Source organism: Stenotrophomonas sp. YJH_SMC_65, assembly GCF_059369475.1.
In genome coordinates this window covers 1-13,604 of the sequence record NZ_JCAFSR010000001.1, presented here as the reverse complement: position 1 = coordinate 13,604, position 13,604 = coordinate 1, and the positions used below count along the sequence as shown (strand labels likewise).

The window sequence follows — 13,604 nt, the reverse complement described above, 5'->3', positions numbered from 1 at the left end:
GCGGTTCCTTGGACAGGGAAGGAGAATGGGGTCAGCGCCCTATCCGCGGGAAAAGGCTCTGACCCCGGCAAATCAACGGTCGCGCGGCAGCTTCTTTTCTTCGCGCAGCACGCCGAATGCAGCCAGGGTCATGAAGCCGGCCACCAGCACGCCGCCGATGAACACCACGTGCGAACCGAACAGGGTCAGTGCCTTGTGGATCCAGGTGAACCCCAGGTCCGCGCCGCGGTACACCACGGTGTCGATCGCCGCGCCGGCCTTGTAGCGCCACTGCCGGTCCACGCGCGTGTAGATGGTCTCGCGCGCCGGCTTGGCCAGTGCGAATTCGCTGGCGCGGGTCATCACCTGCACCACCGCGACCATCAACGGCATCGGCGAGGCTGCCAGCACCGAGAAGCCGATCAGGATCGCGAAACCGGGAATCAGCAGCGCCGGCGCGATGCCGTGGCGCGACAGCAGCCAGCGGGTCAGGCCCACCTGCATCAGCAGCGCCAGCGCGTTCACCGCCAGGTCGATGCGCGAGAAGAACGCGGTACTGGCCGCCGGGTCGGTAAACGCCGCGCGCACGATGCTGGCCTGCTGGTTGTACAGCAGCGTGCCGACGCCCACGCCGAACACCACCATCACCGCCAACCAGCGCAGCAGCGGCTCGCGCACGATCAGTTTCAGGCCGTCCAGCACGCTGCCGCCCATCGGTTGCTCGCCGGACACCAGTTGCTGCTCGCGTTCGCGCAGCACCGCCCAATGCCGCAGCCGCCAGATGCACAACAGGCACACGACCAGGAATGCTGCCGAGACCAGCATCAGGTTGGCGATGCCCACGCGCTGGGCCAGCGCGCTGGTGATCAACGGGCCGAGGAACGCGCCAACGGTGCCGGCCGCACCGATGTAGCCGTAGTAGGCACGCGCCTGTGCGTTGGAGAACACGTCGGCCATGAAGCTCCAGAACACCGCCACCGCGAACAGGTTGAAGACCATCACCCAGAGGAAGAAGGCCATGCCCCGCCCTGGCACGTGACTGTCGAACAGTGCGTAGAACCCCAGCAGGGTGACGATGAAGAAGCCGTACACCACGGGAAGGAACACACGGCGCGGGAAGCGGCTGACCAGCCAGCCATACACCGGCTGCAGCACCAGCATGATCACGAACACGCAGGAGAACAGGAACTGCAGGACGAAGTCCTTCAACGCGATGCCATGGCTGGCGAACCAGGTGATCAGCACGGGCGGGAACACCGTTTCCAGGTCCGCCGAGGCGGCCATGGCCTCACGCACCGGGCGCAGCACGTAGTAGCCGCTGAGCAGGCAGAAGAAGTACAGGAACGACCACCACAGCGCCGGCGACTCGCGCAGCGCCGCCGCCAGGCCCTGCAGCGGCCCCTTGCCCGATGCAGCGCTCATGCAGCGCCCCTCGCCCACAGACGGCGGTTGGACAGCAGCATGGCAGGCTCCGGGGCGGTGAAGCGCGTACGTTAGCCAATGCACTGCAACATCGCCAGCGTGACGCGCCCTCGCGCCTGCGGACGGACGCGACGACCGGCCTGGACGACACGTTCCGATACACACTTTCGGGGCGTCAAAATTCCAACTTTTTCAACAAGATGCGCATTCATCTTCGCTTTGTTTGTGCACAGGGGAAAAGCGGCGCTAGAATCGCCATCAGCAGTCGCGCACGGGTCCAACCGATGAAAAAGAACAGCCTGCGTCGTCCGATCCGTTCGGCGGCCACCGGTTTGCTGGGCATGTTGATGCCCGTTGCCTTGTCCACCACCGCGCAGACACCGCCGGCGTTGCCGCCGATGCCGACCAACATCGAATCCGCGACGGCTGCCACCGTCGCCCACACCCAGCCTGCGGCCTACCGCACCGGTCTGGTGCCGCGCGTCCAGGCGCCGGCGGCTGGCTTCAACGTCGCCAACATCGAATCGATGGCGCAGCAGCTGACCTATGGCGAGCGCGTGCCAGGCATGGCGGTGGCGATCGTGCAGGGCGGCCGCATTCTCAGCGCGCGTGGCTATGGCGTCACCGACGTCAACAACCCGCTGCCGGTCGATGCGCACACCGTGTTCCGCCTGGCCTCGCTGTCCAAGGCCTTCGCCGGCACCATGGCCGGCCTGCTGGTCAACGACGGCACGCTGCGCTGGGACAGCAAGGTCACCGACTACGTGCCGGGCTTCCGCCTCAATTCGCCCGAAGCCACCGACCGCCTGACCGTGGCCGACGTGCTCAGCCATCGCGTCGGCCTGCCGTACAACGCCTACGACCGCGACATCGAAGGCAACGCCGAGTACTACGCGCTGACCCAGAAGCTGGCCAACACCAGCCTGAAATGCCTGCCGGGCGACTGCTACGCCTACCAGAATGTGGCCTTCAGCCTGATCGGCGACGTTGTCTATGCGGCCTCGGGCAGCTTCTACGAGCAGTCGGTCGAGCGCCGCATCTTCAAGCCGCTGGGCATGAATGATGCCAGCCTCGGCCTGGCCGGCATCCAGGCCAGCTCGCGCTGGGCGCGTCCGCACGTGCGCAGCCGCAACGGCTGGGTCTCGCTGACGCCCAAGCCCACCTATTACCGCGTCGCTCCGGCGGCTGGCGTCAACGCCAGCGCCAGCGACATGGCGCAGTGGCTGCTGGCCCACACCGGCCATCGCCCCGACGTGCTGCCGGCACCGCTGCTGGCCACCCTGCATTCAAGCCTGATCAACACGCCGGGCGAGATGCGTTCGGGCTGGCGCCGTGAGCGCCTGCACTCGGCGGGCTACGCATTGGGTTGGCGTACCTTCGACTACGCCGGCCACGACGTGGTGTTCCATGCAGGTGCCGTGCAGGGCTATCGCGGCCTGGTCGCGCTGGTGCCGGAACGTGACCTCGGCATCGCCATCCTCTGGAATGGCGAAAGCGGCCTGCCCAGCGGCCTGCTGCCGACCGTGCTCGACTCGGCGCTCGGCCTGCCGGCGCATCGCTGGCTGGATGTGGACACCGACTTCGGCAGCGACAACCTGATGGCCGAGGGCGCAAGCCCGGCGCAGCAGGACAAGCGCAAGGGCAAGGGCGCCTCGGGCAACCGCGCGGTGGCTTCGCCGCGCTGACCAGGCGGGCTCGACCGTGTGTGCGAAGGGCGGCCCATCGGTCGCCCTTTTTGTTGGCCGTTGCAGCGTCGAGCCCATGCTCGGCTCTGCAGTTCCGCAGCGCTAGTGCGCGAAGTAGTGCATGCCGCCGTCCACTGGAATCACCGCACCGGTGATGTAACCCGCCAGCGGCGAGGCCAGGAACGCCACCAGCGGCGCCACTTCCTCCGGTTCACCAAAGCGTCCGATCGGGATGTTGCGGGCAATGAACGCGCGTCTGCTTTCCTCGGTGGGGTGCAGGCGGTCCAGGATCTGCGCGCTGTTGATGCGCCCCGGTGCAATCGCGTTCACCGTGATGCCCTGCCCCGCCACCTCCGACGACAGGCCCTTGCTCCACAGGTGCAATGCCGCCTTCGCCGCGGTGGCCGCGTTCACCGCGCGCGGTTCCATCGAACCGCTGAAATTGATCACCCGTCCCCATGCCTGCGCCTGCATGCCGGGCAACAGCGCCTGGGTCAGCCGTCGTGCGGCGGAGAAGTTCAGGGCGATCGCTTCCTCCCAGATATCGTCATCGGCATCGACCGTGGTCGGCCGGGAACCGCCTGCGGCATTGACCAGGATGTCGACACGCTGCAATGCCTCACGGGATGCGTCCGCGATGTACCGGAGGTCGCCGGCAACCGTGACATCGCCGGCCACGATGACCGGTGCAGCGCCGCCTTCGGCTTCGATCCGCGCCGCCAGCGCCTGCAGCGGTGCCCGCTGCCGCGACGTGATGGCAATGCGCACGCCCTGGGCCGCCAGCTGCCTGGCGACGGCGGCACCGATGCCGCTGGCCGCGCCCGTCACCAACGCGGTACGGCCAGCAAGATTCAAGTCCATGGTGTTCTCCTGTCAGCGTGGCCGGCGAATCCGGTCCGTGCACGACATGCTGTTTGATCACCCCTGATTGATAAACTCCACGCAGGTTTCAGCATTCAACACCCGGGGTGTCAGATGAACCTGCTGGAGAGCATGCAGGTCTACGTGCTGATCGTGGACAAGGGCAGCCTCAGTGCGGCAGCCGCGGCGATGGATATCTCGGCAACGATGGCCGGCAAGCACCTGCGCGCATTGGAAGCCCGGCTGGGCATGCAGCTGTTGAGCCGTACCACCCGGCGCCAGCACATGACACCGTTCGGCGAGGACTACTACGCGCGCTGCAAGGAGATCCTGCGCCTGGTGGAGGAAACCGACGCGCAGGCGCAGCACCAGCAGCTCTCACCGGCGGGCACGCTGCGCATCAGCGCACCGGTGATCTTCGGTACACACGCGCTGGTACCGGCGCTGGCCGAGTACATGGCCCGTCATCCGGATGTCCGGGTCGAAGCCACGCTGACCGATCGTGTGGTCGACCTGGCCGAAGAGGGCTTCGAGGCGGCACTGCGCATCGGCACGCTGGCCGACAGCAGCGTGCTGGTGGCACGAGCACTGGCCCCCTATCGCTTGATGATGTGCGCCTCGCCGGCGTATCTGGCCAGGCATGGCACGCCACGCGGCGTGCACGCACTTGCCGGCCATCAATGCCTGTCGTTCGAACCGAGTGCGCTTGCCCAGTGGCTGCAGGACGACGCTGGCGAGCTCGACCACGTGCCCGACGGCCGACTGCAGATCAACAATGGCGAAGCGCTGCGTTCGGCGGCGCTGCACGGCCTTGGCATCGTCCTGCAATCGACGCTGCTGCTGGCCGCCGATGTCGAGGCGGGGCGTCTGGTGCAGCTGTTCCCGGAATACGGTCAGGCCGGTCGGCCGATGCACGTGGTCTATGCGCACGACCGTTACCACTCCACCCGCCTGCGCAGCTTCCTCGACTTCCTGATGGAGCGCTTTCCAGCGGCGCCGCACGGCTAGCGCCGACCGTCAGCAAAGCGGTCGAGCCTGGCTCGACTCGACGCTACAAGTGGCCCATAAAAAAACCCCCTCCCCGCTGGGCAGCCAGGGAAGGGGGTTTCAGGATGCGGCTATCGGGAAGTACTTAGATCAGCGGCGCCGGGGTTGCCGGCAGAGCGACCGGAGCGGCCTTCTTCTTGCGGGCGGCCGGCTTGCGCTTGGCAACCTTCTTCGCTGCCTTCTTCGGGGCAGCCTTCTTGGTGGCCTTCTTCGCGGTCTTCTTCACTGCCTTCTTGGCGGTCTTCTTGACGGCCTTCTTGGCAGTGGCCTTCTTCGCGACCTTCTTGGCCGGCTTGCGCGCCGCGGCCTTCTTGGCAGTCTTCTTGGTGGCCTTCTTGGCAACCTTCTTGGTGGCCTTCTTGGCAGCGGACTTCTTGGCTACCTTCTTCGCCGCCTTCTTCACTGCCTTCTTCGCAGTGGTCTTCTTGGCGACCTTCTTCGCAGCCTTCTTCACTGCCTTCTTGGCGGTTGCCTTCTTCGCGACCTTCTTCACTGCCTTCTTGGCAGCGGCCTTCTTCGCGACCTTCTTCACCGCTTTCTTGGCGGCGGGCTTCTTCTTCGCAGCTTTCTTGGTTGCCATGGGATGGCTCCTCGTCAGTGATAGGGAGTTGAAACGCCCAGTTGGATCAAACCCGCGGATGCTGCGTGCGGGGACCGCCGGCGCGTCAGGCGCGCCGTTACGGATGCGGCAATGCCCGCCTCGATCGGCGGAGCGGGCATCGGAACGGGAGTTGCCTTGCATTTCTCCGGGGGAAGCGGGGCCATGTCCACCGTCATCAGGGTCGCGGTGGTCTTGAAGGGGCTGCTTCGCATCGGACGATTGATTCTGCGCACTCGGTTGGGCAGGCAAGGTCTGCTGAGGCGAAACCTAATCACGGTTTTTTTTACTGTCAACAACCCCCGCGAAAAATTTTCACATCCGCGCCTTCCCGGGCGCCGCCGGCGCCACCACTCTGCACGGCCTGCAACGACGGTGGAAGCGGCGCGCACGCACGTTGCCTGCATCGATGCCAATGCAGGCGTTGATCAAAAAACACTTGAAATAAGCACTCCGCGTAGACAGGCGCAGGCAAGGCACAACGGCGTACGCGCATCGTCGGTGGTCACCGGCACCGCCGCCAACGCCAGCACAACGGCGCCGCAACGGGGGGCGAAAAGTTTTCACATTCGAACGCTTCGGCGCGGGGCTGAAACGCGGATTTGCGCAAAACTGCGCACGCCCATCGGCACCGTTCGCCTGTCGGCTGATGCCACGCCGAGGGTGCACAGCGAACCCCGCGTCATGAGTCCGACGCGGTCGCCAAAACAAAAACGGCCACCCGAAGGTGGCCGTTCCAGAATCCGGAAACGACGACTCAGTGGTCGTCGTTCTCCAGGGCTTCGGCGTACGCGTCCGGGTCCAGCAGCTCGTTGACCTCTTCGGCGTTGGTCAGTTCGATCACGAACATCCAGCCTTCGCCGTAGGCATCTTCGTTGATGGTTTCCGGCTTGTCGGACAGGGCCGAGTTGACCTCGACGACCTTGCCGCTGATCGGGCTGTAGACGTCCGAGGCGGCCTTCACCGACTCGACGACGGCGATCTGTTCGCCGGCCTTGGCGTCGGCGCCGACTTCCGGCAGTTCGACGTAGACCAGGTCACCCAGCAGGCCCTGGGCGTGGTCGGAAATACCGACGGTGACGCGGCCATTGCCTTCGACACGGGCCCACTCATGGGACTTGAGGAACTTGAGGTCGCCGGGGATCTCGCTCATGGGACTGCTCCAGAGATATGCAGGGGTGGAAAAAACGGGGCTAGTGTAACCAACCGGCCGCCACTGCTGTCAGTGACGACCGGCACGTTCGGATCAGGCGTCGGCGAGCACGCCGGGCTGGGCCTGGCCTTCGCGCACGAACGGGAACTTGACCACGCGCACCGGCACCTGCCGGCCGCGGATGTCGACGGTGACCTCGCCGAGTTCACCGGCCGGCACGCGGGCGAAGGCGATGCCCTTGGCCAGGGTCGGCGAGAAGGTGCCGGACAGGATCTCGCCCTGGCCGCCAGCGGTGGTCACCGCCTGGCCGTGGCGCAGCACGCCCTTCTCGTCCATCACCAGGCCGATCATCTGGCGCGCGGTGCCGGCGGCCTTCTGCGCCTCCAGCACGTCGCGGCCGATGAAGTCGCGGCCTTCGTCCAGCGACACGGTCCAGGCCAGTGCCGCTTCATACGGGCTGATCTCTTCGTCCATGTCCTGGCCGTACAGGTTCATGCCGGCCTCCAGGCGCAGGGTGTCGCGCGCACCGAGGCCGGCCGGCTTCACGCCTGCCGCCAGCAGGCGGTTCCAGAAGGCGACCACGGCATCCTGCGGCAGCAGGATCTCGAAACCGTCTTCACCGGTGTAGCCGGTGCGGGCGACAAACAACTCGACGCTGTCGTCGGACTGCACCTGCAGGGCGGCGAAGCGGCCCAGCTTGGTCAGTGCTGCACGGTCGGCTTCGCGGGCCAGGCCGATCACGATGTCGCGCGCCTGCGGGCCCTGCACGGCGAGGATGGCCAGGTCCGGGCGCTGCTCGACGGAAACACCGAACGGTGCCGCCTGCTCACGCAGCCAGGCCAGGTCCTTTTCGCGGGTGGAGGCATTGACCACCATGCGGAAGAAATCGTCGCCCAGGTAGTAGACGATCAGGTCGTCGATGACGCCGCCGCGCGGATTCAGCATGCACGAGTACAGGGCCTTGCCGGTCACCTTCAGTTTGTCGATCGAATTGGCCAGCAGGCGGCGCAGGAACGGCTTGACCTGGTCACCGCGCAGGTCGACCACGGTCATGTGACTGACGTCGAACACGCCGGCTTCGCGACGCACCAGGTGGTGTTCGTCCAGCTGCGAGCCGTAGTGGATGGGCATGTCCCAACCCCCGAAATCGACCATCTTGGCGCCAAGGGCGCGGTGGGTATCGTTGAGCAGCGTCTTCTGGGTCATGACCGGTCCGGCAGCAGAGGAAACAGGAATTCCCATTATCCCAGATCGGTCGCCCGCAGGCGTGCCGCAGCGCAGCGGTTCGTGGAAGCGGAAGCGCGGCCCGCCTTGCCCTTTCCCTTTCGGGCAAGGCAATGGCTGCGCTCCCCGCAACCGCCTGTTACAGGCGCACCCGCCCACGCAGGATGTCGACGAACATCACCCAGTCACCCATGAATGAATACAGCGGATGCCGGAAGGTGGCCGGGCGATTCTTCTCGAAGAAGACGTGGCCGACCCAGGCGAATCCATAACCGCAGAACAGCGCGGCCAGCAGGAGCGTCGGCTGGCCGCGCAACACGGCAGCCGCAGCCAGCAGCAGCACTCCGCAGCTGCCGATGAAATGCAGGCGCCGCGAGACCGGGTGGCGGTGCTCGCTGAGATAGAACGGATAGAACTCGCGGAAGCTGGCGAAGCGGGACATGCGCGTGCTCCGGGGGCCGTGGTCACTGCCATCATGCGCCTTACCGGGATGCAGCGCTGCGCGCTTGCGGGGCATGGCCCGGCGGCCGTTGTAGAGCCGAGCCATGCTCGGCTGCCTTGGCCTTTGTAGCGCCAAGCTTGCTCGACTGCTCCCCGGAGAAGCAGCCGAGCATGGCTCGGCTCTACAAAAGGGTGGGCGCGGTCGAGCCTGGCTCGACGCTACACCGGGGCCGTGCGCGGACCGAACATGATCACCGCCATGCCGGCCAGGCACAGGGCTGCACCGAACAGGTCCCAGCGGCTGGGGCGGATGCCGTCGACCAGCCACAACCAGAACAGCGCGGTGCCGATGTACACGCCACCGTAGGCGGCATAGACCCGTCCACTGGCAGTCGGGTGCAGAGTCAGCAGCCAGGCGAACAGGGCCAGGCTGGCCGCGGCCGGCAGCAGCAACCAGACGCTGCCTCCCTTGCGCAGCCACAACCATGGCAGGTAACAGCCGACGATCTCGGCCAGCGCGGTCAGCAGGAACAGGCCAAGCGTCTTCACGCTTTTTCTGCTGCCTTGGCGTGCTGCCACAGCGCTTCCTGCGCATCCAGGTCCAGTGCCGCCAACGCCTCCCCCTGCGCCTCGGCCTGCGCTTCCATCGCGCGGAAGCGCCGCTCGAACTTGTGGTTGGCCCCGCGCAGTGCGGCGCCCAGATCGATATCGGCGTGCCGGGCCAGGTTGGCGCAGACGAACAGCAGGTCGCCCAGTTCTTCCTGCAGGCGCGCCTTGTTGCCCGCGATATCGCCGCGCTCGAATTCCTCTCGCAGCTCCTGCAGCTCCTCGGTCGCCTTGTCCAGCACAGGCAGCGGGCCCGGCCAGTCGAAACCGACCCTGGCCGCGCGCGACTGGAGCTTCACGGCGCGCTGCCATTCCGGCAGGCCACGCGAGATACCGGCCAGTGCGGAGGTGTCCTGCTCGCCCTTGGCGGCACGCTCGGCGCGCTTGATCGCGTCCCAGTTGCGCATCACTCCGTCGGCATCGTCGACGCTGACATCGGCAAACACATGCGGGTGACGGCGCTGCATCTTGTCGCTGATCGCACGTGCGACATCGGCGAAGGCAAATGCCCCCTGCTCCTCGGCCATGCGTGCGTGGAACACCACCTGCAGCAGCAGGTCGCCGAGCTCGTCGCAGAGATCGTCGAGGTCGCCGCGGTCGATCGCATCGGCCACCTCGTAGGCTTCCTCGATGGTGTACGGGGCAATGGTCGAGAAGTCCTGCTCCAGGTCCCATGGGCAACCTCCCTGCGGGTCGCGCAGGCGCGCCATGATGACCAGCAGGCGTTCCAGTTGATGGCTTGCCTCGCTGCCGGTGGCAGGGGTGTCGTGCGCGCTCATGCGGCCTCCAGGTTCAGTCGGACAACCAGTCGCGCCACGGCAGGCTGGTATCACCAAGGGCAATGAAATCGCCGTTCAACAGCGTTTCGCGGCGGTTGTAACGGAACGGCTTGCCGGTCGCGGCCGACAGCACCGCGCCACCCGCCGCATGCAGCACGCACTGGCCGGCGGCGGTATCCCATTCAGAGGTCGGGCCGAGCCGCGGATAGACATCCAGGCCGCCTTCGGCGATCCGGCAGAATTTCAGCGACGATCCCTGCGCGATGGTCTCGATGCGGCCCATGCGCGCCAGCAGCGCCTCGGTTTCCGGCGAACGGTGCGATCGGCTGGCGGCGACGCGCAGCGGAGCAGTGGCCGGCGTGCGGGTGCGCAGCACGGTGTCGTGCAGACCCTGCCGCCGATAGGCCAGTTCCCCGCGCATGGCATGCCAGACAATGCCGGTGACCGGCGCCAGCACCACGCCGAATGCCGGTGCGCCCTGGTAGATCAAGGCAATGTTGACGCTGAACTCACCGTTGCGCTTGACGAACTCGCGGGTGCCGTCGAGCGGGTCCACCAGCCAGTAGGCGCCCCAGTGGCGGCGCTGCTCCCAGCCCACCTGCGCCGATTCCTCGGACAGGATCGGCAGGTCCGGGGTCAGCTGGCGCAGGCCCAGTTCAATGACCTGGTTGGCGGCCAGGTCAGCTGCGGTGACCGGGCTGTTGTCGTCCTTGATCTGCACGTCGAAGCCATCGGCATACACCTGCATGATGGCCTGTCCGGCTTCCTGGGCGATGGCGATGGCGGTCTCGCGCAGGTCCGTCGTCAGCTTGATCATCGCGTTCCCTGCAACCACTGGCGGGCAATGAACAGCGCCGCCAGCGAGCGTCCCTCTGAGAAGTCCTCGCGCAGCATCAGCTGGTCCAGTTCGGCCAGCTTCCACGGCACCACTTCCAGCTCCTCCGGCTCGTCGCCGGCCAGTTTTTCCGGGTACAGGTCGCGCGCCACCACCAGCCACGACTGGTGGCTCATGTAGGTCGGGGCCAGGGTCATCGCGCGCAGCACGTCGACCCGGCGCGCACCATAACCGGCCTCTTCCTTCAGTTCGCGGTCGGCCGCCTGCTCGGGCGTCTCGCCGGCATCGATCCGGCCCTTCACCAGCCCCAGTTCGTAACGGTGCATGCCAGCGGCGTATTCACGTACCAGCAGCACGGTTTCGTCGTCGAGCATCGGCACCACCACCACCGCACCGTGCCCACGGCTGACCAGGCGCTCGAAGCGGCGGCGTTCGCCGTTGGAGAACTCCAGGTCCAGGTGCTGGCGCTGGAAGGGGCCGTTCTCCTCATCGGTGATCCGATGGATGATCGGCAAGCGACGGCCGGCACGGTCATCGTTCATGCGGAATCTCCGCGGCGACCGGCGGCTGCGCCGGGGCCGATAGAATGTGCAGGCAGCAACATGTTCATGAGCCCGAAATGCTAGCAGACCCAACCCCCTCCCCGCTGGCCCGCCACTGGCGGCAGCGCGACCTGCAGGTGCTGTGGCACCCGTGCACGCAGATGCGTGAGCATCCGGACACCCTGCCGCTGGTACCGATTGCCCGTGGCGAAGGCGCATGGCTGATCGACCACGACGGCAACCGCTATCTGGACGCGGTCAGCAGCTGGTGGACCAATCTGTTCGGTCATGCCGAACCGCGCATCGGTGGTGCCATCGCTGCCCAGGCCGGGCAGCTGGAACAGGTGATGCTCGCCGGTTTCGGCCACGAGCCGGCGATCACCCTGGCCGAACGCCTGCTGGCACTGGCGCCACGCCAGGCCGGCCGCGAACCGCTGGCCAAGGTGTTCTACGCCGACAACGGGTCCGCCGGCGTGGAAGTGGCGCTGAAGATGGCCTTCCAGTACTTCCAGAACCGCGGAGAGCCCCGGCGCACGCGCTTCATCGCGCTCGAGAACGGCTACCACGGCGAAACCCTGGGCGCGCTGGCGCTGGGTGAAATTCCGCTGTACCGCCGCGTCTATGCGCCGCTGCTGGCCGAGGGCCTGTTCGCGCCGTCGCCCGATGCCTACCTGGCCGAACCGGGCCAGAGCGCGGCCGATCGCGCACGGCAGGCGGCCGATGGCCTGGCCACGCTGTTCGACCAGCACCCGGGCGAGGTCTGCGCGGTGATCCTGGAACCGCGCCTGCAGTGTGCCGGCGGCATGCGCATGCATGACCCGGTCTACCTGCAGCGCGTGCGCGAACTGTGCGATGCCCATGGCGCGTTCATGATCGCCGACGAGATCGCCACCGGCTTCGGCCGCACCGGCACCCTGTTCGCCTGCGAGCAGGCCGGGGTGATGCCGGACCTGATGTGCCTGTCCAAGGGCCTGACCGGCGGCTTCCTGCCACTGGCCGCCGTACTGGCGACGCAGGCGCTGTATGACGCCTTCCTCGACGACTCGCGCGAGCGCGCCTTCCTGCATTCGCACAGTTACACCGGCAACCCGCTGGCCTGCGCCGCGGCGCTGGCGACGCTGGACATCTTCCGCGACGACGATGTGATCGCGCGCAACCGGGGCATCGCCTCGGTGATGGGCACGCTGGCGGCACCGTTTGCCGACCACCCGCACGTGGCCGACGTGCGCCAGGCCGGCATGGTGGTGGCGTTCGAGCTGTCGCGCGACGGCAACAAGCGCACGCCGTTCGACCCGGGCCTGCGGCTGGGCCTGCAGGCCTACAAGGCCGCCCTCAAGCGCGGCGTGGTGCTGCGCCCGCTGGGCGACGTGCTGTACTGGATGCCACCCTACTGCGTGGACGACGAACAACTGGAGCTGCTGGCGCACACTACGCTGGCGGCCATCGACGAGGCGATTGCATGCGCGTGACCCGCTGCCCCATCGACCTGGCGCTGCACAGCGGCCAGACCGTGACCCTGCCGGAAGAGACCGCCAACCACCTGGTGCGGGTGATGCGCCTGCGCGAAGGCGATACCTGCGTGCTGTTCAACGGCGATGGCCACGACTACAGCGCGACGCTGACCGTGGCCGGCAAGCGCGAGGTGCAGGTCCGCATCGACGCCGTGCAGGCCATCGACAATGAATCCCCGCTGGCGATCACCCTGCTGCAGGGCATCGCCCGTGGCGAGAAGATGGACCTGATCCTGCAGAAGGCCACCGAGCTGGGCGTGGTCGCGATCATTCCGGTCAACGCCGAGCGCACCGAGGTGAAGCTGGACGCGGCACGGGCGGAAAAGCGCGTGGCGCACTGGAACAACGTGGTGACCTCGGCCTGCGGCCAGTCCGGGCGCGCGCGCATTCCGCCGGTAGGATCGCCGCTGTCGCTGGCGCAGGCTGCGGCGGCGCTGCCAGCCGATTCGCTGCGCCTGACCCTGGATCCGCACGGAGCACATCGCCTGTCGACGCTGGAAGCCGCTCCCGCTGGCGGCATCGTGATTGCAATCGGCCCGGAAGGCGGCTGGTCGCCACGCGACCGCGATCAACTGGCCGCAGCAGGGTTCCAGGGGCTGCAACTGGGGCCGCGGATCCTGCGCACGGAAACGGCCGGACTGGCCGCGATCGCGGCGTTGCAGGCGCGGTTGGGCGATCTGGGGTGAGGCTGATTCGTGGTAGTGCCGGCCCGCTGGCCGGCATCCACGGGATCATGAGGTTGCCGGCCAGCGGCCGGCACTACCAGCTACCCGACCGGCGGATTGCCGATCAGGCCGCCAGCGGATGTCGACGCAGGAAGCCGCTCCCGCTGGCGGCATCGTGATTGCAATCGGCGGGATTCCAGGGGCTGCAACTGGGGCCGCGGATCCTGCGCACGGAAACGGCCGGGCTGGCCGCGAT

Annotated in this window: 15 protein-coding genes; 5 read left to right on the top strand and 10 right to left on the bottom strand. The window is 67.1% G+C overall.

The genetic code is table 11. The features are described 5' to 3' along the window. Positions 1-72: 72 nt before the first annotated feature. Positions 73-1,401: an NTP/NDP exchange transporter gene (locus AC5P7A_RS00075; RefSeq protein WP_014648077.1), complete on the bottom strand. Its 1,329-nt coding sequence runs from the start codon at positions 1,399-1,401 to the stop codon at positions 73-75. Between the two features lie 284 nt (positions 1,402-1,685). Between AC5P7A_RS00075 and AC5P7A_RS00070 the strand changes: the two genes are divergently transcribed. Then, a complete protein-coding gene (locus tag AC5P7A_RS00070) occupies positions 1,686-3,086 on the top strand; it encodes a serine hydrolase domain-containing protein (protein WP_134809189.1) in 1,401 nt (466 codons plus the stop codon). A gap of 102 nt (positions 3,087-3,188) precedes the next feature. On the opposite strand, the gene AC5P7A_RS00065 is transcribed toward AC5P7A_RS00070, so the two are convergent. Continuing rightward, positions 3,189-3,947, bottom strand: a complete 759-nt coding sequence (locus AC5P7A_RS00065; RefSeq protein ID WP_032960847.1) for an SDR family NAD(P)-dependent oxidoreductase — start codon at positions 3,945-3,947, stop codon at positions 3,189-3,191. A gap of 114 nt (positions 3,948-4,061) precedes the next feature. On the opposite strand from AC5P7A_RS00065, the gene AC5P7A_RS00060 reads away from it, so the two are divergent. Beyond that, a complete protein-coding gene (locus tag AC5P7A_RS00060; protein ID WP_495219790.1) occupies positions 4,062-4,955 on the top strand; it encodes a LysR family transcriptional regulator in 894 nt (297 codons plus the stop codon). 124 nt (positions 4,956-5,079) lie between these two features. Here the strand turns inward: AC5P7A_RS00060 and AC5P7A_RS00055 are convergent, their stop codons facing one another. The 8 genes from AC5P7A_RS00055 to nudE form a co-directional block, all read right to left on the bottom strand. Next, a complete protein-coding gene (locus tag AC5P7A_RS00055) occupies positions 5,080-5,574 on the bottom strand; it encodes a hypothetical protein (protein WP_014648081.1) in 495 nt (164 codons plus the stop codon). Between the two features lie 775 nt (positions 5,575-6,349). After that, positions 6,350-6,745, bottom strand: a complete 396-nt coding sequence (gene gcvH / locus AC5P7A_RS00050; RefSeq protein WP_014648082.1) for a glycine cleavage system protein GcvH — start codon at positions 6,743-6,745, stop codon at positions 6,350-6,352. A gap of 93 nt (positions 6,746-6,838) precedes the next feature. After that, positions 6,839-7,951, bottom strand: coding sequence for a glycine cleavage system aminomethyltransferase GcvT (gcvT, locus tag AC5P7A_RS00045; RefSeq protein ID WP_329768550.1), 1,113 nt, complete (start codon positions 7,949-7,951; stop codon positions 6,839-6,841). Between the two features lie 157 nt (positions 7,952-8,108). Beyond that, positions 8,109-8,411: an Mpo1-like protein gene (locus AC5P7A_RS00040; protein WP_164077967.1), complete on the bottom strand. Its 303-nt coding sequence runs from the start codon at positions 8,409-8,411 to the stop codon at positions 8,109-8,111. Between the two features lie 218 nt (positions 8,412-8,629). Beyond that, on the bottom strand, positions 8,630-8,959 hold the full coding sequence (locus AC5P7A_RS00035) for a YnfA family protein (RefSeq protein WP_495219789.1): 330 nt from the start codon (positions 8,957-8,959) through the stop codon (positions 8,630-8,632). Beyond that, positions 8,956-9,795 carry a nucleoside triphosphate pyrophosphohydrolase gene (gene mazG, locus AC5P7A_RS00030; protein WP_169412306.1) on the bottom strand — a complete coding sequence of 280 codons (840 nt, stop codon included), beginning with the start codon at positions 9,793-9,795 and terminating at the stop codon, positions 8,956-8,958. Before mazG ends, AC5P7A_RS00035 begins: the two co-directional genes overlap by 4 nt. Positions 9,796-9,808: 13 nt before the next feature. Continuing rightward, complete coding sequence (gene cysQ, locus AC5P7A_RS00025) at positions 9,809-10,612, bottom strand: 3'(2'),5'-bisphosphate nucleotidase CysQ (RefSeq protein ID WP_014038179.1); 804 nt, start codon at positions 10,610-10,612, stop codon at positions 9,809-9,811. Beyond that, positions 10,609-11,172: an ADP compounds hydrolase NudE gene (gene nudE, locus AC5P7A_RS00020; RefSeq protein ID WP_005418435.1), complete on the bottom strand. Its 564-nt coding sequence runs from the start codon at positions 11,170-11,172 to the stop codon at positions 10,609-10,611. The genes cysQ and nudE overlap by 4 nt, the downstream gene beginning before the upstream one ends. Positions 11,173-11,249: 77 nt before the next feature. Here nudE and bioA point away from each other — a divergent pair, with 77 nt between their 5' ends. The 3 genes from bioA to AC5P7A_RS00005 form a co-directional block, all read left to right on the top strand. After that, entirely contained in the window at positions 11,250-12,641 is a 1,392-nt protein-coding gene (gene bioA, locus AC5P7A_RS00015; RefSeq protein ID WP_495219788.1) for an adenosylmethionine--8-amino-7-oxononanoate transaminase, read from the top strand. Next, positions 12,632-13,369, top strand: a complete 738-nt coding sequence (locus AC5P7A_RS00010; RefSeq protein ID WP_014648088.1) for a 16S rRNA (uracil(1498)-N(3))-methyltransferase — start codon at positions 12,632-12,634, stop codon at positions 13,367-13,369. Before bioA ends, AC5P7A_RS00010 begins: the two co-directional genes overlap by 10 nt. Before the next feature lie 158 nt (positions 13,370-13,527). Continuing rightward, a partial coding sequence (locus AC5P7A_RS00005; RefSeq protein ID WP_495219875.1) for a 16S rRNA (uracil(1498)-N(3))-methyltransferase occupies positions 13,528-13,604 on the top strand: 77 nt, incomplete at its 3' end.